The organism is Paraburkholderia xenovorans LB400, assembly GCF_000013645.1.
GTDB lineage: Bacteria > Pseudomonadota > Gammaproteobacteria > Burkholderiales > Burkholderiaceae > Paraburkholderia > Paraburkholderia xenovorans.
Genome location: NC_007951.1, coordinates 858,489 through 877,141 on the forward strand (window position 1 = coordinate 858,489; position 18,653 = coordinate 877,141).

Here is an 18,653-nt window from a genome sequence, read left to right on the forward strand (position 1 = left end):
GCCGGCTCTTCACGAAGTGCTAAAGCTGCACGTCGAAAATCACGCACCAGTTGTCGAGACGCATCGATTCGCGTCCATCGTTGAAGCGGATCGCGTCGCCTTGCGAATCCCGCAGATTGCCACGCGGACCATAACGGCTGCCTGCGACGCCGACACCATTGAATGCATATTCGACGTGCGTACCGGCAGGGATAGGCGACTGGGCGGTAATTCGCACTTCGTCGGGGGCGGTGATCGACACTGACCGGATCGGCAGCAAGGTGCCGGATGGCAGACGCAGTGAAAAACCGTAGTCCGAGTTGCCCGCAACCTGCGTCGTATCCCATTTGAGAGGCGGGGCGGGAACATTGAAGCGCAGCGTGGCCGTAGCGCCCGCGCGCTGCCAGGCCAGCGGTTCGAGCGGCTTCCACGTTTCCTGGTCGATCAGAATCCTCTTCAGGACCAGTCCGTAATAGGCGCCCATCCATTCCGTGCTGCGATTATCGGTATGTCCGCCGTCCACATACCGAAAGAGATACATTGGCACGGCCAGATGAATGTGCGGATCTTCGTGGCTCGCCTGTAGAAGCGCAAGCGCGATATGCGGATACGGCTGATCGAAATGGCGATTCGTGGCCACTTGATACGTGATCATCTCCACGTCCTGCTTCTGTCCCGTGAGCGCCTTTGCATCCCGATCGACGTCGGCCCGCAGCGTTTTCAGCCTGGCGATATAAGCCGGAACAGGTGTATTGATGGAATCATCGGCTTCCCCTTGAGTCCATGTGATCGCGCCGACGCCATATGTCTTGCCCTGAGCGTCTGCGAGCCGCTTTCCCTGGGCGATATCGCGCAGCAGCCGCGTGTAATAGCGGCCCGGTGGCGACAGCGTCGCGATATCCATCGAGCCCTCGCCCGGTGCCGACCCGACGAACCGGTAGGGGAGCTTCATATGGTTTTGCAGGTTTTCCTGTTCGATCAACTGCATGGCCATATTCAGCGTCCCGCTGGTTGGCGTCTCGGCCTTGTCACCCCATTGGGTCTCGATTAGCGGTACGAACTGCCGGTACGCCGCGTCTTCGCCGTCGCTTTGCACGCCGTCCTGAGTCCGCACACCGCCGCTGAATCGCAACGACGAATAACGCTGTCCAACGGACAGAACAGGTTTATTAAAAAACCCCTGACTAAGCGATTGACCATAGGTAATAACGTGCGTGATCTGCCAGGGCGCGGCGCCGTGAGGAATCCAGGCCGAATAGGCCGGCTCGACGCGCCCATCACTGGAACCTGCGTGCGCCCCATCGAAGATAGTCACCGCAGACTGGGCGCTTGCCGCCGACACTTCCCGCACCTTCCAGCCGCCGGCCGAGGAAGCGAGAATAAAACGGACCTGGCTCCCAGGTCGCCCATTGGCGTTTTGCACGACCACGCTAGCCTGATTGCCGTCGACGTGTGCATAGTAGGTTTCCGGCAACAGCGTTAGACGGTCACAGGCAGTTGCTGTCGACACATGCAGAAGCTGCCGAACCAGACCTTTCAAGTCAGAGAACGCGTCGGCCCTGGTGCTGCACGTTGTGCGGCGATATTGCCACAGCGGATCAAACTGATCTCTCCAGGCGATCACTGCGTTGTCGACACCGCGATCTCCTGAAGAAATAGCGAAGTGATTATCGTGCTGCGAACACGCGCCACAAACGATCATGAGGAGGACGGGGTATACGAAACGCATTGAGTGATCCTTAGCGTTCATCTGCGCGGACGATTGTAAGGGGAATCACCACATACCTTATGTGCGACCTCGCACGCAAGAGTCTGGACGGACGACACGGCAAAGAGCGGACTACCGAGTAAGTCTGCGAGCACAAAGACCGCGACGGCGCGCGCAGCGCCGCCGGAAGAATGACTGCCTTGTCACTGGGGCAGAATGTGCGAGAACACAGATTCCAGATGAGCCACTACCGTGACTGCGCGGGGACCCCGCTTAAGAGCTGGCGGTGTGAGCCGCTTTCTTTGCTTACTTTCTTTGCGGCCGCAAAGAAAGTGAGTGCCGCCCCGCACAGGGGCAACCCTAATAAACCACAAAGATCACAAGAAAAGGAAAAGGCCAAAACCAGAACCAGAACCAGAAAAAACCTCAAGTAGCCCAAATCCTCAAAGGCACCCCTTGAACCCCATGCACAACGGGCCGCAACTGAACCCAACACCGGGTCAGAGCCTTCTGCAGCATCTCCATAGACCTCGAAACAGCGCGCACCACCAGCACTCCAGAAGTCACACAGGAAGCCGCAGCCCGAATCGACTCATCAAACCCCAACTGAGCTGTCAAAGCTTCGGCAAGAGCATCATCGCAAGCCGCCCCCACCGCCCAAAGCGTTCCATAAGCAGAAAACCCATCAAGCCCCTGAGCCGCTTCGCGCAGCGAGTCATTTGCGGCGAGACTGGCCCGCTCGAACCACAGCAACTCACCATCAGCGCCAACGATCCGCGACACAGCGTGCAAACTCCCCTCGGACCACCTCTCCCCAGCGGCCTGCCGCCCAAGCTGAGTCGCATCCCACCCAAGAGCCGTCGCCCCATCCCCAAGCATCAACGAAAAATCCAACTTCGCATTAGCCTGATCAAAAACAATATTATTCTGCGGCAACCAGTCAAGTTTCCCCCCCGCGCCGACGCGCACACCGACACACTGCTGCGCCGCGCGCCCATTCGACTTGTACCACTTGGTCGCCCCAGGCGTGGCAATCACCGCATGCGCGCCCGCGCCGACATCAACATCGATAGCAAGCTGATCGCCGCCCGCGATTCCCCCAGGCGGATGCACGATCACCGCATGACAAACGCCATATCCTTCCGGATACAGCGGCCTCTGAACCCGCAACGGCCCGTCATGCAACCGATGCTTGAGCGTAGTCCGCTCCCCCTCCCTGACAAACCCGAGTTCGAGGCGCGCGCGCCATTGCGAATGCGCGCCGGCTTGTGCGGTAGCGAGAGTAGCGTGATTTTCGTGAAGCGACATGCGAATGGAATGCGACCGGACGGAGAAAAGCAAAGCGTGCCTGCGCACATCAGACAACGCTCAACCGCGCTGCCACAGGATGCATCGAGAATAGCACGCGCGGTGGCCGGCACCGCTCACACGGCGATCAGCGCACGCACGCCGTCCGCGTCCATATTGGCGCCTTCTCCGCCCGCGATGATCTCGCCGCGGCTCATCACCCAATACCGGTCCGCAATGTCTTTGGCGAAGTCGTAATACTGCTCGACGAGCAGCACCGTCATGCCCATTTCCTCGACCAGTTGCCGCAGCGTGCGGCCGATGTCCTGAATGATCGACGGCTGGATACCTTCGGTGGGTTCGTCGAGAATCAGCAGTTGCGGATCGCTCATCAACGCCCGGCCAATGGCAAGCTGTTGCTGCTGCCCGCCGGAGAGATCACCGCCACGGCGGCTGCGCATATCCTTCAGGACCGGGAACAACTCGTAAATACGATCGGGGATTTTCTTGGGCGCTTTCTTGCTGGCGGCGCCCACCAGCAGATTTTCTTCGACAGTCAGCCGCGGAAAGATATCGCGGCCTTGCGGCACATAAGCGAGGCCTTTTTCCACGCGCGTATAGGTGGGCAGTTTGGTGATCGGCGTGCCGCGCCAGGCGATCGAGCCGCTCTTCGTCTGCACGACACCCATCAGGCAGCGCAGCAGCGTGGTTTTGCCCACGCCGTTGCGGCCGAGCAGGACAGTGAGTTTGCCGTCGAGCACGGTGAGCTTCACATCGCGCAGAATGTGGCTGCCGCCGTAGTACTGGTTCAGGTTTTCTACTTCTAGCATGTCCGTTCGACCCTTCGTTTCACCGACCCGTTTGAGAGACCCGCTTCACCGGCCCAGATAAGACTCGATGACCGTCTCGTCGCGCTTCACTTCGTCGAGCGTGCCGTGCGCGAGCACGCGCCCTTCGGCCATCACCGTCACCTTGCCGGTCTCGCCGGATAGCGCGGCCACGAACTCCATATCGTGTTCGACGACCATCATCGAACAGGTGCCGCGCAGATGATTGAGCAGCTCGGCCAACTGCATGGTTTCGTCGTCGGTCATGCCGGCGGCTGGTTCGTCGAGCAGCAGCAGCGCCGGCTGCTGCATCAGCAGCATGCCGATTTCGAGCCGCTGCTTCTGGCCGTGCGAGAGTTCGCCGGCGAGGCGCCGCGCTTCGCTTTCGAGCCCGATCAACGCCAGCGTCTCTTCGATGCGCGCCTGCGCTTCACGATCGAGCCGCGCGCGCAGCGAGGCCCACCAGCCCTTGTCGGTCTTCATCGCCAGTTCGAGGTTTTCCCATACGGGATGCTGTTCGAACACCGTGGGCTTCTGAAACTTTCGTCCAATCCCCGCACGCGCAATGGACGGCTCGTTCATCCGCGTCAGATCGATCGACTGGCCGAGAAATACCTTGCCGGAATCCGGCTCCGTCTTGCCGGTAATGACGTCCATCATGGTCGTCTTGCCGGCGCCGTTCGGACCGATGATGCAGCGCAATTCGCCGGCGTCGATCGTCAGCGTCAGCGCATTCAATGCACGAAAGCCGTCGAAGCTCACGGTCACGTCTTCGAGATACAGGATCGTGCCGTGCGACACGTCGATCTCGCCGGGCACGACCGCGCGGCCCATGCTCGCCACGCCGCTCAACGACGATTCGGCGGGATCTTCCGGCAGGGCTAAATCAGGAACCATCGGGTTTTCGTTCATGAGCGGTTCCTCTTGCGCGTCACGAGTTCGATCAGCCCCATGATGCCGTTCGGCAGGAACAGCGGGACCAGCACGAAAATCAGACCGAGAAAGAACAGCCAGTATTCAGGGAAGTTCGCCGTAAAAAAGCTCTTCGCGCCATTCACCGCGAAGGCGCCGATGATCGGGCCGATCAGCGTGCCGCGTCCGCCCACGGCGACCCAGATCGCCATTTCGATCGAATTGCCCGGTGACATCTCACCCGGGTTGATGATGCCGACCTGCGGCACGTACAGCGCGCCGGCAATCCCGCACAACACGGCGGACACCGTCCACACGAACAGCTTGTAGGCGAGCGGGCTGTAGCCGAGGAACATCAGGCGCGTTTCGCCGTCGCGCACCGCGGTCACTACGCGGCCGAGCTTCGAGGTGACGATGGCCCGCGCGCCGAGGAACGCGAGGATCAGCACCGCGAACGTGATCAGCAGCAACGCGGTGCGCGTGCCCGGATGGGTGATCGGAAAGCCGCCGATGCGCTTGAAGTCGGTAAAGCCGTTATTGCCGCCGAAGCCCGTCTCGTTGCGATAGAACAGCAGCATCGCGGCGAAGGTCATGGCCTGCGTGATGATCGACAGATACACGCCTTTCACCCGCGAGCGGAACGTGAAGAAGCCGAACACCCACGCGACCACCGCCGGCACCAGCACCACCAGCAGCAGCGCATAGCCGAGATGCTGCGTGCCTTGCCAGTACCACGGCAGTTGATGCCAGTCGAGGAACACCATGAAGTCGGGCAGGTCGCTGCCATATTTGCCTTCGTGGCCGATCGCGCGCATCAGATACATGCCGATCGCGTAGCCGCCGAGCGCGAAGAACAGCGCGTGCCCCAGGCTCAAAATGCCGCAGTAGCCCCACACGAGGTCGAGCGCCAGCGCCGCGATCGCGTAGCACATGAACTTGCCGGTGATCGTCATCGCGTAGGCGGACAGATGCAGCGCGCTCGTCTCCGGCACCACCAGCGTGGCGAACGGCACGCCCAGCCCGAAGACGATGATCAACGCGATCAGCGCGAGCCACGCGCGCCGCGACAGCAGCGCGGGACGCGGCGGCAGGCCGAGCGCGAAACCCGCTTGCGCGTCGCGGCCGGGCAGGGCGCCGCCGCTTGCGCCGACGTGAGCCGATGAAGTTGCAGACGTCATCTCATGCCTCCGCGCTACGGCCCTTGAGGGCGAACATGCCCTGCGGACGCTTCTGGATGAACAACACGATCAGCACGAGCACCGCGATCTTGGCGAGCACCGCGCCCCAGAACGGCTCAATTGCCTTGCTGACGAGTCCGAGGCCGAAGCCGCCGATCACCGTGCCGGCCAACTGACCGACGCCACCCAGCACCACGGCCATGAACGAATCGATGATGTAGCTCTGGCCGAGGTCCGGTCCGACGTTGCCGATCTGCGAGAGCGCACAGCCGCCCAAACCGGCTATGCCCGCGCCGAACGCGAACGCATACGAGTCGACCCGCGCGGTCTTCACGCCGACGCAGGCCGCCATGCGCCGGTTCTGCGTGACGGCGCGCACGAAGAGACCGAGACGCGTCTTCGTGAGCACGGCCCACGCAATGCCGACCACGATCAGCGAGAACGCGAGAATCGCCAGCCGGTTGTACGGCAGGATCAGATTGGGCAGCACCGTCACGCCGCCGCTCATCCACGCCGGGTTGACCACCTGCACGTTCTGCGCGCCGAACAGCATGCGGGTCGCCTGAATCAGGATCAGGCTGACGCCGAAAGTGGTCAGCAGCGTTTCGAGCGGGCGGCCGTACAGATGCTTCAGCACCAGCCGTTCGAGCACGATGCCGACGATGCCGGCCGCCGCGAACGACGCCGGCACCGCCAGCAGCGGATACCAGTCGAACGCGCCGGGTGCGAAGCGCTGAAAGAGGTTCTGCACCACGTAGGTGGCGTACGCGCCGATCATCAGGAATTCGCCGTGCGCCATGTTGATCACGCCGATCAGCCCGTAGGTGATGGCGAGGCCCAGCGCGGCGAGCAGCAGCACGCTGCCGAGCGACAGGCCTGCGAACAGCGTGCCGGCGATCTGGCTGCGGCGCTGGATGGCGTCGAGTTCGTCGATGCCGCTTTGCGCGGCGGCGCGCACGCGGTCGTCGGCTTCCACGAAGGTGCCGTCCGGCTTCTTCGCGATGAGCGGCCGCAGCAGTTCGTTCATGTCGAGGTCGTGCCGGGCGGCCACCAGTTGCACGGCTTCGAGGCGCTTGGCCGGATCGGCGTCGTGCAGCGCCGTCATGGCCCACAGCGTGTCGAGGCGCTTCTTCAACGCGGGATCGGTTTCCTTCGCGCGAGCCGCATCGACGAGCGGTTTGATGGACGGATCCGGGTTCTGCAGCAACGAGGTGATCGCGGCTTCGCGCGTTGCCCTGTCTGGCGAATCGAGTTGCAGGCCGGACAGTGCGCCCGCCACTTTCGAGCGCAGCAGATTGTTCAGCGTGACCGGCTGGGCGTCGCCCGCGGCGACGGTCTTGCCGGTGACCGCGTCCTTCGCGGTGTCGCCGTCCTGCAGCAGCACGGCGCCCGAGTCGGTGGCGAGCGCGCTGTCTTCGGACAGGGCCTTCAGTACCGCCATCGACTCCTTGTCGTGATTGGCGATCAGTTTGTCGATGGCCGCGGATTTCGCATCGAAGTCGTCGCCGGCAAGCGGCGCCACATCGGCCGGGGTCAGTGCGAAGGCCGCCAGCGGCGCGCCGGCGAAGAGCACGAGCGCCATGCCGCCGATGCGCGGTGCGAGCCGCCGGGCGAATCGTTGTGCGAACCGTCGTGTGGATGTCAGGAATGAGGACGCCATAGTGGCCCTTGAAGGAAAACCGGCGGGGCGGCGCGGTATGTGGGCACGCGCCGCAGTTGCGCCGTCGGGTTGCTGCGCGCGAAAGTCGTACCGTCGGGAAGCCCGCGCACGGCACCAACCCAGGCGCGGTGGGCGCGCCTGTCGCGGGATTGCTTCAGCGTGCCGCGACGGCCAGAGTCGCCGTCGCGGCACGCGTTCCCGTCATCCCGTCAGGCGACGCGCGAGCGCTTCAGGAACGCTGGAATCGAGCTGACCACGTCCGGCTTGCTCGCATTGCCGGCAATGTACGGGCTCCACGGCTGCGCGCGAATCGCGGTCTTGGTCCGCCACACCACGTTGAACTGGCCGTCGGCGCGCACTTCGCCGATCATCACCGGCTTGTGCAGATGGTGATTGCCGTCCATTTCGAGCGTGAAGCCCGAAGGCGCCGCGAAGGTCTGGCCGACCATCGCCACGCGCACCTTGTCCACATCGGTGCTCTTGGCCTTCTCCACCGCCTGCTTCCACATGTGGATGCCCACGAAGGTCGCTTCCATCGGGTCATTGGTCACGCGCTTGGTGCCGCCCGGCAGGTTGTTCTGTGCGACCCACGCGGCCCACTGCTTCTTGAACTTTTCGTTGGCCGGGTTGCGCAGCGACATGAAGTAGTTCCATGCCGCCAGGTTGCCGACCAGCGGCTTCGTATCGATACCGCGCAGTTCTTCCTCGCCGACCGAGAAGGCGACCACCGGCACGTCCGACGCCTTCAGCCCCTGGTTGCCCAGTTCCTTGTAGAACGGCACGTTCGAGTCGCCGTTCACCGTCGAGATCACCGCGGTCTTGCCGCCTTGCGAGAAAGTCTTGATGTTCGCGACGATGGTCTGGTAGTCGCTATGGCCGAACGGCGTATAGACCTCCTGAATATCGGCTTCCTGAACGCCTTTCGACTTGAGGAACGCGCGCAGAATCTTGTTGGTCGTGCGGGGGTACACATAGTCGGTGCCCAGCAGGAAGAAGCGCTTGGCGCCGCCGCCTTCCGCGCTCATCAGATATTCGGTCGCCGGAATCGCCTGCTGATTCGGCGCTGCGCCCGTGTAGAACACGTTGCGCGACATTTCTTCGCCTTCGTACTGCACCGGGTAGAACAGCAGGCCGTTCAGTTCCTCGAACACCGGCAGTACCGATTTGCGCGACACCGAGGTCCAGCAGCCGAACACCACGGCGCACTTGTCCTGTGTGATCAGCTGACGCGCCTTTTCGGCGAAGAGCGGCCAGTTCGACGCCGGATCGACCACCACCGGCTCCAGTTGACGGCCCATCACGCCGCCGTTCTTGTTGATGTCCGAAATGGTCATCAACGCGGTGTCCTTGAGCGAGGTCTCCGAGATCGCCATCGTGCCTGACAGCGAATGCAGAACGCCTACCTTGATCGGACCGCTGCCCGACTGCGCCTGTGCAAACGGAACCTGACCAGCAAGCGCCAGCGCGCCCGACATGGAGCCGAACTTCAACAGACTGCGACGTTTCATGTATATCCCCTTGCCATTGATGGTGACTGTTTATGGGCGTCGATTTCAGCCAGCAGGGCTTATCCCGCATGACTTGCCGCTTGTGTACTGCAAGCCACATGCCATGCAGTAAATTCGACCCGAACGTGGTGAACGGCATGCTGCGACGCGCCTGCGGGGCAGCCGGCTGATGTGTCTTGCGGCGCAGAATTGGTGCAGGATCGGATGCCGCGCCTCGTTCAGGTGCGTGCCGCGCCGCGACGAAGCGTTCGTATCCGCCAGCGGGCTTCGGCGGTGCATATCCGCCGCCCCTTTGTGCATGCGCCGCGCTTTCGCGGGAGGCAACGAGAAAGCAGGCCGGCGCTTCGTGGTGCGCCGGCCTGCGTGTCACATGAGCAAGGTCGCCGCGCTCAGAACGCGACGAAGGGGCCGGTTTGCGCGCCGATCCTGGCGCCGTTCAACGCGGTGTACACGTCGCGGCCGAAGAAGAACGGCAGGCCCCAGATGAAGTAGCTGGAGAGCGACGTATAGACGGCCAGATCGTCATGCGCCGCGTATGGGCCGTTCATCAGATTGGCCGTGTTGGCTACCTGGAATGGCACGGTCGCGGACGCCGTTGCTCCGCTGCCGGGTTTGAGTATCGCGGACAGGCTGAGCGTGGTCGGCGGCGTGTAACGTCCCCACGAGTCGAACGGGATCGCGCGGTCCTGGAACGTGTTCGTGTTCGAGCCGCTGTCCATCACACCTCGGCCGAACGACGCGCCCTTGTAGGTGGTCGTAAAGAAGCCGTTGCTGTCGAGCGCAATGATGCTGGCGTTCGACGGCAGCCTGTTGTTCTGGCGCGTGCCGATGCCGAACACCAATTCGCCCGTGGCGCTTGCCTGACCGCCCGCCGGCAAGGCGGGCAGACGGATGATCGTGCCGTTGTTGTCCGAAGTGAAGCTGGCCACCGGATTCATGACCTGCGTGTCGAGCGGGACGCGTGTGCTCCTGCACGAACCGGTGGACGGGCAATAGTAATAGGTCGCCGACAACGCGTATTGGGCCGCGAGCGGAAAGTCGCGCACCGCGGAACTGATGCCGACCACGCCGTTGGCGCCGAGGTCGGTTACCGTGCCGATGTTCCCGAGACCCCCCGACGCGCAGTCGGCAGGGGTGGCATACGCGCTGTCGCCGATGACCTGGATCGGCAGGTTGCCTGCCGCCTTGGCGCCGATCGTCACGTCGGCGCGCCGGATCGGCCCCCACGCGTAACCCGACGCGAACTGCGCGCATTGGGCAATCGGCGCTCCGCTGGTGGGGTCGTCGGTGGCGCCGGTTTGCGCCGGCAACTGGCCCGCGAGCGCCGGGCCGAGCGCGCTCGCCAGCACGCGTACGCCTGCTGAACCCGTGTCGACCAGCATGTGGTCGATGGTTGCGCATTGGTTTGCGCCCTGCACACCGGGGATGCAGAGGGTGACAGTTACGTATGGCTGGTTGGCGTAGTCGCCGGTCCAACGTTCGATGGTGATTGGGACGGTGTTGGCTTCGGTTGTGGGTGTGGGTGTTGGTGTTGGTGTTGGTGTTGGTGTTGGGCTCGGAGTGGGAGTTGGTGCCGGAGTTGGGCTCGGAGTTGGTGTCGGACTCGGACTCGGACTCGGACTCGGACTCGGACTCGGACTCGGACTCGGACTCGGACTCGGACTCGGCGCCGGACTTGGACTCGGAACTGGACTCGGCGTTGCAGCCGGACTCGACGTGGCTGTCGCTGCCGGGCTTGAAGCCGGCGCGGGCGTCGGGCTCGGAGCGGGGCGTGGCGTCGGCGTCGGATTTTGCGTTGGCGCAGAACCCGATGTCGGCGTACCCGATGCCGGTGTGACCGGCGCCGGCCTTCCCTTGTCCTGCGTCGCACTCGAATCGCCATTATCACCGCCACCGCCGCCACCGCAGGCGGACAGAACCGCACTGGCGCTCAGGATCGCGAAGCAAAGGGAGTGGTTGAATGTCTTCATGTTTCTTGTCATGCGTGTGTCGCCCCGCCGCTTCATTGCAGATCTTCCACACGCACATTCGCGGGGACGAGGCGCGGCAGGAACGCTTTGCCGGAGGCGTGCCCCGGTGCGCCTGCTGACTCGATCTGGAAGTCGCCGTTGCGCTCGATCAACGGACCCGTGCCACGCGCGCGCGCCGCGCTGGCCGCAACCGCGTTGGGGAAGTAACTGCCGAGCAGCGCGCTCATATCCGGCCGTACGGGTCCGTCCCATGTGACGGCAAACACGACGTTCGCCGGCAGAACGTATTCGCGCACCGTCACGCCATTGGCGTCACGCGACGCGCGCACGGTGTAAGCCGCGGCGGTGGAAGCGGCGTTAGAGGTTGCCGCGCGAAACAACGGTTGCGGCGCCGAGCCCGCACCTGGTGCACCGCCCAACGCCGCATACGACGCGAGCGGCAACAATGCCGCAGCGGCCAGCGCGACCTTCGCAAATTTCATCACATTGCTCCAGAAACAGATCGGAGCATGGTGCCAGCGGGACGTTATTGGGATTGCCGGAAAAGTCTGAATGGAAAATCGGAAATGGCGTGAGACGCCGCGGTAGCGCGGCGCCTCCTGTGCCGGTTAGAGACTCGTCGTCAGAATGCGACGAACGGGCCGGTCTGATTGCCGATCTTCGCGTTTCCGATCACCGTGTAGACGTCGCGGCCATAGAAAAACGGCAGCCCCCACAGGAACATATTGTTGTTGCTGCTCGTGAAGTTCTGACCAATGTTGTTAAACGCGGCATAACCGCTGGCCATGAGACTGGTGGCGTTGCCGACGGTAAAGGGCATCTGGAGCGGCGCGCTTTTTCCGTTGGTGGGATCGATCGTCGCGGTCAAATTCAGCGTGCTGGTCGGCGTATATAAGCCGGCGGCGGATACGGGAATCGCGGTATCCGGGAAAGCGTAGCTCATGGTGCCGCTGTCGATTGCGCTGCGGTTGAACACACGGCCTTGGTACTGCGTCGTGAAACTGCCGTATTTGTCCACTGCAACGACGGTGGCATTGGCCGGTAACGCATTGTTCGGCTGCGTGCCGATGCCGAACACCAGCAGGCCCGCAACGTTTGCCTGGCCGGCGGCGGGCACGGCGGGCAGGCGGATGACCGTGCCGTTGTTGTCCCTGGCGAATCCGGCAACCGGGTTCATGACTTCCTGGCTTGCCTGCATGCGCGTGCTGATGCAATGGTTTTGCGACGGGCAATAATAATAGTTGCCGGGGATCGCGGTGGTTACGGCGTCCGCGGAATCGCTCGTGAAGTTGTCGATACCGAGAATGCCGTTGATGCCCGAGCCTTCGAGCGCGGCGCCCAGGTCCCCGCCGCCGTGCGCAACGCAATCGTCAGGCGCGGAGAACGCGCCGTCGGAATACAACTGGATCGGAATATTGCTCGCCGTCTTGCTGCCGATCGTGATGTCCGCGCGCTTGACCGAACCCCACGTGAAACCCGAGGCAAACGGCATGCATTCGGCAATCGGCGCCGAGCCGATCGGGTCGTCGGCTGCGCCGGCTTGCGTGAGCAATAGAGGCGCCAGCGTGGGTAGGGCGCGGGCTGCGATGCGCACGCCCGTCGAGCCGGTATCGACCAGCATCCTGTCGACCGTCACGCACTGGCCGGCGCCCTGTGCTCCCTGCGCTCCCGGCGCTCCCGGTACGCAGACCGTGACCGACGCGAAAAGCCGGTTGACGTTGCCCGTCGATGCATCGACGCGAACCGGCACCGTGTTGTCGCCGGTAACCGGCGGTGCTGAATTGCCCGAGTTACCGGAGTTGCTCGAACCACTGGAGCCGCCCGACGGGTTGATCCAGTCAGGCGAGGCGTTCCAGCCAATCGAGTTGCCCGCCTGGTTGCCGCTTGCGTTGCCGCCGCCCCCGCATGCGGAAAGCGCGATTCCCGTAATGGCCGCTGCGAGCCAGAGCGTCTTTTTCAATGTGTTCATGTTTTGTTTTTTCATCGCTCGACGCACGCCTTATTGCAGATCGCCCGGACGCACGCCGGCGGGCATCAGGCGAGGCAACCACGCCATGCCGCTGAAGCGTCCCAATCGGCCTGAGGACTCGATGCGAAAATCGTCGTTGCCGTCGACCAGCGGCCCCGTGCCACGTGCGTGGCTTTGCCCGGCGTTGACGAAGTTGGGGAAATAGCTGCCGAGCAGCGCGGTCATATCAGGACGGATTGGTCCATCCCACGAGACCGCGAACACGACGTTGCCGGGCAGTGCGTATTCGCGAAGGGTGACGCCGTTGGCGTCGATCGACTGGTGCAGGGAGTAGGGCGCTGCGTTCGCCGGTTGAACCGGTGCCGTGGCGGCGGACGGCGATACGGCGCGCAGCACGGTCGGAGAGGATGTGCCCGCGCCCGGTGCGCCGCCCAGCGTTGCATGCGACGCAAGCGGCAACAAGGTTGCGGCCAGCATCGCGATCTTCGAAAATCTCATCACATTGCTTCCCCAAAAAAGGTCGAAGCATGTTGCCTGCGCGATGCTCAGGAAACCGTATGAAATTTCTGAAGTGCATGCGTGAAGCGGCGCAATGAAAGCGTGACGTTAGCTGTATGCCTGGGGGCGCAAACTGGAAGCGAGGGAAGCGGAGAAAAACTGATGGCCTGCGCGTAGAGCGCGTGGCGCGCATAAGCAAGCATTAGAGCGGCCGTCAACAACGGCCGCTCCATTTTCACCGCGGCTGAATAATCAGTAGGTCGGAACGGACGGATCGACCTGACGCGACCATGCGTCGATTCCGCCTTGCAGATTGAACACGTTGGTGTGGCCGCGCGATTCGAGGAACATCGCGACCTGGGCGCTGCGCGCGCCGTGATGGCAGACGCAGACGATCTGTACATCGTCGTCGAGTTCTTCGCTGCGCGCGGGAATCTCACGCATGGGGATCGACACGGCGCCGGCGATGGCCGCCGTCTGGATTTCCCACGGCTCGCGCACGTCGAGCAGGACGGGCGCGGGACGCGAAGTGTCGGCGAGCCATTCGGCGAGCGCCGGAGCGGTCAGGTTTTGCATCAGGAGGACATCCGGTTCAATTCAGGGACGGCGGGCAGGCCCGCCGTCCGGGTCAGCGTGCCAATCAGAACTTGAAACGCGACGGCTGCACGGCGTTGATGAGCGGCTCGACATACGTTTCGAATACGTCGGCAATGCGGTACTGCTTCTCGTCGATACGCGTGATGATCTGCGCCTTCATGACCGGCGCGGTGCCGACGAACGCGGCCAGACGGCCGCCGATCTTCAGATGGTCGAGAATTTCCTGCGGTAGCACCGGCAGGCCGCCCGACACGCAGATCACGTCGTACGGCGCGGCGGCGGGCCAGCCGCGGGAAGCGTCGCCGGTGGCGACTTCGGCGTTCAGCACGCCGTTGGCGATCAGGTTGGTTTTCGCCAGTTCCGCCAGTTCCGGTTCGATGTCGACCGTCAGCACGTGCTGCGCGCGGTGCGCGAGCAACGCGGCCATGTAACCCGAGCCCGCGCCGATTTCGAGCACGCTTTCGTGTTTCTTCACCGCCAGTTCCTGCAGCACGCGCGCCTCGACGCGCGGCGCCAGCATGTGCTGGCCGGCCGGCAGCGGCACTTCGAAGTCGACGAAGGCCAGGTCGCGATAGACGGCGGGGACGAAGTTTTCACGCTTGACGATCGACAACAGATTCAGCACGTCCTGGTCGAGCACTTCCCAGGGGCGGATCTGCTGTTCGATCATGTTGAAACGCGCTTGCTCGATGTTCATGGTGGATTCGGCTCTGTGGTTTGGCGAGTTTTGCGATGTGCCACTGACCGCCGGCCTCGCAAGGACAACTCGGCACGCAAGGCGCGTCAGGGTAACTGCGGGATTGTACCAAATGACTGTCACGATCCGCGCTGTGGCGGGCAGGGCGCCGCCCGCCGTCCGGCCGCAGCGCGGCGTCGCGGCGCCCCCGCCGGCCTCACCGGCCCCCGTGTTAATCCCTAGCGATCGGTCCTTGCGCTTCGCGTGCCGATCGCTCAAAAATGTAATCGATTACATTTTCGAGGCGGGTTCACTTGTCCAGATCGTCGTCCAGGAAAGCGTCGGCAGCGGTGCCCGCGGCGCATGCCCAGCCCGGCGGCCAGCCGTCGCGCGGCGCGGCCGAAGGCCTGTCGATTGCCGGTGTGGCCGAGCAGGCGGGCGTTTCGGTCGCCACCGTGTCGCGCGTGCTGAACGGTCACGAGAACGTGAGGCCAGCCACGCGCGACAAGGTGCTCGCCGCCATCGACGCCAGCGGCTACCGCGTCAACGAACTTGCACGCAACCTGCGCACCGCCGAGAGCCGCCTGCTGCTGACTATGGTGCCGGACGTCGGCAACCCGTTTTACGCGGAGATCGTGCGCGGCATCGACAGCGTGGCGCGTCAGCACGGCTACTTCATGTTGCTGTGCGACACCGGCGCCGATCCGGGCCGCGAGCGCAGCTACTTCGATCTGCTGCGACGCCGCCGCGCGGACGGCGCGATCTGTCTCGATCCGGCCACCATCCAGCAGGCGCTCGGCGAGGCCTCCGGCGCGCTGCCGTGGGTTGCGTGCTGCGAGTTCGACCCGGCAATGGGCGTGCCGTACGTGGGCATCGACAACTACCGGGCCGCCGGCGACGCTGTCCGGCACCTGCTCGCGCGCGGTCATCGCCGCATCGGCCTGATCAATTCCGATGTCGATTATCTGTACGCGCGCCAGCGTCAGCAGGGCTATCTGGATGCGCTGACCGAAGCGGGCATCACGCCGGACGAACGCTGGCGCATGAACCTGAACAGCCTCGATTACGAAGCGGGCGCCTCGGCCGCGGCCACGCTGATGAATCAGCCGCAGGCGCCGGGCGCGATCTTCGCGGTTTCGGACACGCTCGCGATCGGCGTGATCCACGGCTTGCGCAGCGTCGGCAAGCGCGTGCCCGACGATATCGCGGTGGTCGGCTTCGACGATATCTCGCTCGCCGCGCAGATCGATCCACCGCTCACCACCATCGCGCAGCCCATGCGCGAGCTGGGCGAAACCGCCGCGCGCCTGTTGCTGCAGCGGCTCGCCAATCCGTTGGCGAATGTGCCGGGCGTCTTGTTGCCGCACCGGCTCGTGATTCGCGGGAGCGCCTGAGTCATGAGCCTCGCAATCCGCTTCGACGATATCCGCAAAGACTTCGGGCCCGTGCGCGTGCTGCACGGCGTGAGCTTCGAACTGGCGCCGGGCCGCATCTACGGTCTGCTCGGCGAGAACGGCGCGGGCAAATCGACGCTGATGAAAATCCTCGCCGGCTATGAAACCGCCACCTCGGGCAGCTTGCTGATCGACGGCCAGCCGCAGCAGTTCAACGGCTCGCGCGATGCCGAAGCGCAAGGCATCGTGCTGATTCACCAGGAGTTCAATCTCGCCGAGCATCTGACGATCGCGCAGAACATGTACCTCGGCCATGAAAAGAAGCGCGGCTGGTTCGTCGACGATGCGGCGATGAATATCGAGGCCGCCCGTTATCTCGCGCAGGTCGGTCTGGAGAAAGCGCCGGACACGAAGGTGCGCGAACTGATCGTCGCGGAAAAGCAGATGGTGGAGATCGCCAAGGCGCTGTCGCGCCGCGCGCGCCTGCTCGTTATGGACGAGCCGACGGCGACGCTCACGCCGTCCGAAACCGAACGCCTTTTCACGCTGATGGCGAAGCTGAAGGCCGACGGCGTGACCCTCATCTACATTTCGCACAAGCTCGACGAAGTGGAGCGCATCACCGACGAAGTGATCGTGATGCGCGACGGCCGTTTCGTCGCCCGCGGCGAAACCGCGGGACTTTCGCGGCAGCAGATGGCGAACCTGATGGTCGGGCGCGACGTGTCCGACATGTTCCCCGAGAAAATCACCGTGCCCGCCGACGCGCCGGTCGCGCTGAAGGTGCAAGGCCTCGTCGTGCCGGACTGGGTGGAGGACCTGAGCTTCGACGTGCGCGCCGGCGAGGTGCTCGGTTTCGCGGGACTGGTGGGCGCGGGGCGCACCGAGGCGTTCGAAGCGATCATCGGCCTGCGCAAGCGCACGGCGGGCCGCATCGAGATCGCCGGCCGCCCCGCCGATCTGAAAAGCCCGCGCGACGCGATGCGCCACGGCCTCACCTATCTCAGCGAGGATCGCAAGGGCAAAGGCCTGCACGTGAACCTGAGCCTGCAGGACAACGTCACGATGATGACGCTCGAACGCTACGCGCATCCGCTGCTCGACATGAAAGCGGGGCGCGCCGCGTTGACCAAAGCCGTGAGCGAATTCGGCATTCGCACCGGCGACCTGTCGAGCCGCGCGCGCATGCTCTCCGGCGGCAATCAGCAGAAGCTCGCGCTCGCCAAGTTTCTGCAGCCGGAGCCGGACGTGATCGTGCTCGACGAGCCGACGCGCGGCGTGGATGTCGGCGCGAAACGCGACATCTATTTCCTGATTCATCGTCTCGCCGCGCAGGGCCGCGCGGTGATCGTCATTTCATCCGAACTGATCGAGCTGATCGGCTTGTGCCACCGCGTCGCCGTGATGCGGGCGGGACGCCTGCCAGCCACGCTGACGCTCGAGCATCTGACCGAAGAGGAGTTGATCGCCCATGCGACCGGCACCCACTGAAGCCGTTCAATCCGGCCGCGCGTTGCGCTTCGCGCATCGGCTGTATGCGCTCGGTCCGCTGGTTGGACTGATCGCGCTGTGCATTGTCGGCACGCTGCTCAACCGCGATTTCGCCACCGTCGACAACATGATGAACGTGCTTACGCGCACGTCGTTCATCGGCATCATCGCGGTCGGCATGACCTTCGTGATCATCTCGGGCGGCATCGATCTCTCGGTCGGCTCGATGGCGGCGCTGATCGCGGGCAGCATGATCTGGCTGATGAACGGACTCGCGGCGGGCATAGGCGGCCATACATTCGCGCCTTTGCTGATCCTCACGCTCGGCATCGTGTTCGCGCTCGTGCTCGGTGGGCTGTTCGGCTGCGCGCACGGCTTGCTGATTACCAAAGGGCGGATCGAGCCGTTCATCGTCACGCTCGGCACGTTGGGCATCTTTCGCGCGGTGCTGACCTGGCTTGCCGACGGCGGCGCGCTGACTCTGGATAACTCGCTGTCCGACCTGTACGGCCCGGTCTATTACGCGAGCCTGTTCGGCGTGCCAGTGCCGATCTGGGTGTTTCTGGTGGTCGCGGCGGGCGGCGCGCTGATTCTCAACCGCACGGCGTTCGGCCGCCATGTGCAGGCGATCGGGTCGAATGAACAGGTCGCGCGCTACGCGGCGATTCGCGTGGATACCGTAAAGATCGTCACCTACGTGCTGCTCGGCATTTGCGTGGGCGTTGCCACGGTGTTGTATGTGCCGCGGCTCGGATCCGCCACGCCGACGACCGGTTTGCTGTGGGAGCTCGAAGCGATCGCGTCGGTAGTGGTCGGCGGCACGGCGCTCAAGGGCGGCGAAGGCCGCGTGATCGGCACGGTGATCGGCGCGATCCTGCTGTCGGTGATCGCGAACATTCTGAATCTGACCAGCATCATCAGCGTGTATCTGAACGCGGCGGTGCAGGGCGTGGTGATTATCTTCGTCGCGTTCGTTCAACGTGGACGGCGGTAGCGGTA

16 protein-coding genes and 1 pseudogene are annotated in these 18,653 nt (G+C 63.9%); 4 read left to right on the forward strand and 13 right to left on the reverse strand.

All coding sequences use genetic code 11. The features are described from left to right. Window positions 1–19: 19 nt before the first annotated feature. The 8 genes and pseudogenes from BXE_RS03700 to BXE_RS43830 all read right to left on the reverse strand — a co-directional run. Complete coding sequence (locus BXE_RS03700; protein ID WP_233518826.1) at window positions 20–1,489, reverse strand: sialate O-acetylesterase; 1,470 nt, start codon at window positions 1,487–1,489, stop codon at window positions 20–22. A gap of 624 nt (window positions 1,490–2,113) precedes the next feature. Further along, window positions 2,114–2,995, reverse strand: coding sequence for an urease accessory protein UreD (locus BXE_RS03705; protein WP_011487085.1), 882 nt, complete (start codon window positions 2,993–2,995; stop codon window positions 2,114–2,116). Window positions 2,996–3,111: 116 nt separating this feature from the next. Then, window positions 3,112–3,804 (reverse strand): urea ABC transporter ATP-binding subunit UrtE, encoded by a 693-nt coding sequence (gene urtE / locus BXE_RS03710; protein WP_011487086.1) that lies wholly within the window; start codon window positions 3,802–3,804, stop codon window positions 3,112–3,114. Window positions 3,805–3,849: 45 nt separating this feature from the next. Next, the gene (urtD, locus tag BXE_RS03715; RefSeq protein ID WP_007175984.1) at window positions 3,850–4,713 is read right to left on the reverse strand and encodes an urea ABC transporter ATP-binding protein UrtD; all 864 of its coding nucleotides are present in this window, start codon (window positions 4,711–4,713) and stop codon (window positions 3,850–3,852) included. Then, entirely contained in the window at window positions 4,710–5,891 is a 1,182-nt protein-coding gene (gene urtC / locus BXE_RS03720) for an urea ABC transporter permease subunit UrtC (RefSeq protein ID WP_007175983.1), read from the reverse strand. The genes urtD and urtC overlap by 4 nt, the downstream gene beginning before the upstream one ends. A gap of 1 nt (window position 5,892) precedes the next feature. Continuing rightward, a complete protein-coding gene (urtB, locus tag BXE_RS03725) occupies window positions 5,893–7,551 on the reverse strand; it encodes an urea ABC transporter permease subunit UrtB (protein WP_007175982.1) in 1,659 nt (552 codons plus the stop codon). Between the two features lie 209 nt (window positions 7,552–7,760). Then, window positions 7,761–9,059, reverse strand: a complete 1,299-nt coding sequence (gene urtA, locus BXE_RS03730) for an urea ABC transporter substrate-binding protein (RefSeq protein WP_011487087.1) — start codon at window positions 9,057–9,059, stop codon at window positions 7,761–7,763. A 389-nt stretch (window positions 9,060–9,448) separates the two neighbouring features. Further along, window positions 9,449–10,558 (reverse strand): annotated as a pseudogene (locus tag BXE_RS43830) (DUF3443 domain-containing protein); the annotation flags it as partial. A gap of 176 nt (window positions 10,559–10,734) precedes the next feature. Here BXE_RS43830 and BXE_RS47070 point away from each other — a divergent pair. Next, window positions 10,735–10,896, forward strand: a complete 162-nt coding sequence (locus tag BXE_RS47070; protein WP_233518867.1) for a hypothetical protein — start codon at window positions 10,735–10,737, stop codon at window positions 10,894–10,896. 165 nt (window positions 10,897–11,061) lie between these two features. Here the strand turns inward: BXE_RS47070 and BXE_RS03745 are convergent, their stop codons facing one another. The 5 genes from BXE_RS03745 to BXE_RS03765 form a co-directional block, all read right to left on the reverse strand. Continuing rightward, on the reverse strand, window positions 11,062–11,511 hold the full coding sequence (locus tag BXE_RS03745) for a DUF2844 domain-containing protein (protein ID WP_007175978.1): 450 nt from the start codon (window positions 11,509–11,511) through the stop codon (window positions 11,062–11,064). 140 nt (window positions 11,512–11,651) lie between these two features. After that, window positions 11,652–13,013 carry a DUF3443 domain-containing protein gene (locus BXE_RS03750; protein ID WP_011487089.1) on the reverse strand — a complete coding sequence of 454 codons (1,362 nt, stop codon included), beginning with the start codon at window positions 13,011–13,013 and terminating at the stop codon, window positions 11,652–11,654. A gap of 15 nt (window positions 13,014–13,028) precedes the next feature. Then, window positions 13,029–13,496, reverse strand: coding sequence for a DUF2844 domain-containing protein (locus BXE_RS03755; RefSeq protein ID WP_011487090.1), 468 nt, complete (start codon window positions 13,494–13,496; stop codon window positions 13,029–13,031). A gap of 252 nt (window positions 13,497–13,748) precedes the next feature. Beyond that, window positions 13,749–14,072: a rhodanese-like domain-containing protein gene (locus BXE_RS03760; protein ID WP_007175975.1), complete on the reverse strand. Its 324-nt coding sequence runs from the start codon at window positions 14,070–14,072 to the stop codon at window positions 13,749–13,751. A gap of 64 nt (window positions 14,073–14,136) precedes the next feature. Then, on the reverse strand, window positions 14,137–14,790 hold the full coding sequence (locus BXE_RS03765) for a protein-L-isoaspartate O-methyltransferase family protein (protein WP_007175974.1): 654 nt from the start codon (window positions 14,788–14,790) through the stop codon (window positions 14,137–14,139). Between the two features lie 293 nt (window positions 14,791–15,083). Between BXE_RS03765 and BXE_RS03770 the strand changes: the two genes are divergently transcribed. From BXE_RS03770 to BXE_RS03780, 3 genes are read left to right on the forward strand one after another with little or no spacing between them, the layout of a single operon-like run. Further along, window positions 15,084–16,163 carry a LacI family DNA-binding transcriptional regulator gene (locus BXE_RS03770; RefSeq protein ID WP_038456872.1) on the forward strand — a complete coding sequence of 360 codons (1,080 nt, stop codon included), beginning with the start codon at window positions 15,084–15,086 and terminating at the stop codon, window positions 16,161–16,163. Between the two features lie 3 nt (window positions 16,164–16,166). Then, window positions 16,167–17,654, forward strand: a complete 1,488-nt coding sequence (locus tag BXE_RS03775) for a sugar ABC transporter ATP-binding protein (protein ID WP_011487092.1) — start codon at window positions 16,167–16,169, stop codon at window positions 17,652–17,654. Beyond that, window positions 17,635–18,648 (forward strand): ABC transporter permease, encoded by a 1,014-nt coding sequence (locus BXE_RS03780; protein WP_007175971.1) that lies wholly within the window; start codon window positions 17,635–17,637, stop codon window positions 18,646–18,648. Before BXE_RS03775 ends, BXE_RS03780 begins: the two co-directional genes overlap by 20 nt. The last annotated feature ends 5 nt before the right edge of the window (window positions 18,649–18,653 follow it).

Bases quoted from the DNA above. Each gene is read 5' to 3' on its own strand.
- BXE_RS03745 (WP_007175978.1), bottom strand. From the start codon at position 11,511: ATGAAATTTGCGAAGGTCGCGCTGGCCGCTGCGGCATTGTTGCCGCTC.
- BXE_RS03775 (WP_011487092.1), top strand. From the start codon at position 16,167: ATGAGCCTCGCAATCCGCTTCGACGATATCCGCAAAGACTTCGGGCCC.
- BXE_RS03705 (WP_011487085.1), bottom strand. From the start codon at position 2,995: ATGTCGCTTCACGAAAATCACGCTACTCTCGCTACCGCACAAGCCGGC.
- BXE_RS03760 (WP_007175975.1), bottom strand. From the start codon at position 14,072: ATGCAAAACCTGACCGCTCCGGCGCTCGCCGAATGGCTCGCCGACACT.
- urtA (WP_011487087.1), bottom strand. From the start codon at position 9,059: ATGAAACGTCGCAGTCTGTTGAAGTTCGGCTCCATGTCGGGCGCGCTG.
- BXE_RS03765 (WP_007175974.1), bottom strand. From the start codon at position 14,790: ATGAACATCGAGCAAGCGCGTTTCAACATGATCGAACAGCAGATCCGC.
- urtC (WP_007175983.1), bottom strand. From the start codon at position 5,891: ATGACGTCTGCAACTTCATCGGCTCACGTCGGCGCAAGCGGCGGCGCC.
- urtB (WP_007175982.1), bottom strand. From the start codon at position 7,551: ATGGCGTCCTCATTCCTGACATCCACACGACGGTTCGCACAACGATTC.
- BXE_RS03780 (WP_007175971.1), top strand. From the start codon at position 17,635: ATGCGACCGGCACCCACTGAAGCCGTTCAATCCGGCCGCGCGTTGCGC.
- BXE_RS03755 (WP_011487090.1), bottom strand. From the start codon at position 13,496: ATGAGATTTTCGAAGATCGCGATGCTGGCCGCAACCTTGTTGCCGCTT.
- BXE_RS03750 (WP_011487089.1), bottom strand. From the start codon at position 13,013: ATGAAAAAACAAAACATGAACACATTGAAAAAGACGCTCTGGCTCGCA.
- urtD (WP_007175984.1), bottom strand. From the start codon at position 4,713: ATGAACGAAAACCCGATGGTTCCTGATTTAGCCCTGCCGGAAGATCCC.
- urtE (WP_011487086.1), bottom strand. From the start codon at position 3,804: ATGCTAGAAGTAGAAAACCTGAACCAGTACTACGGCGGCAGCCACATT.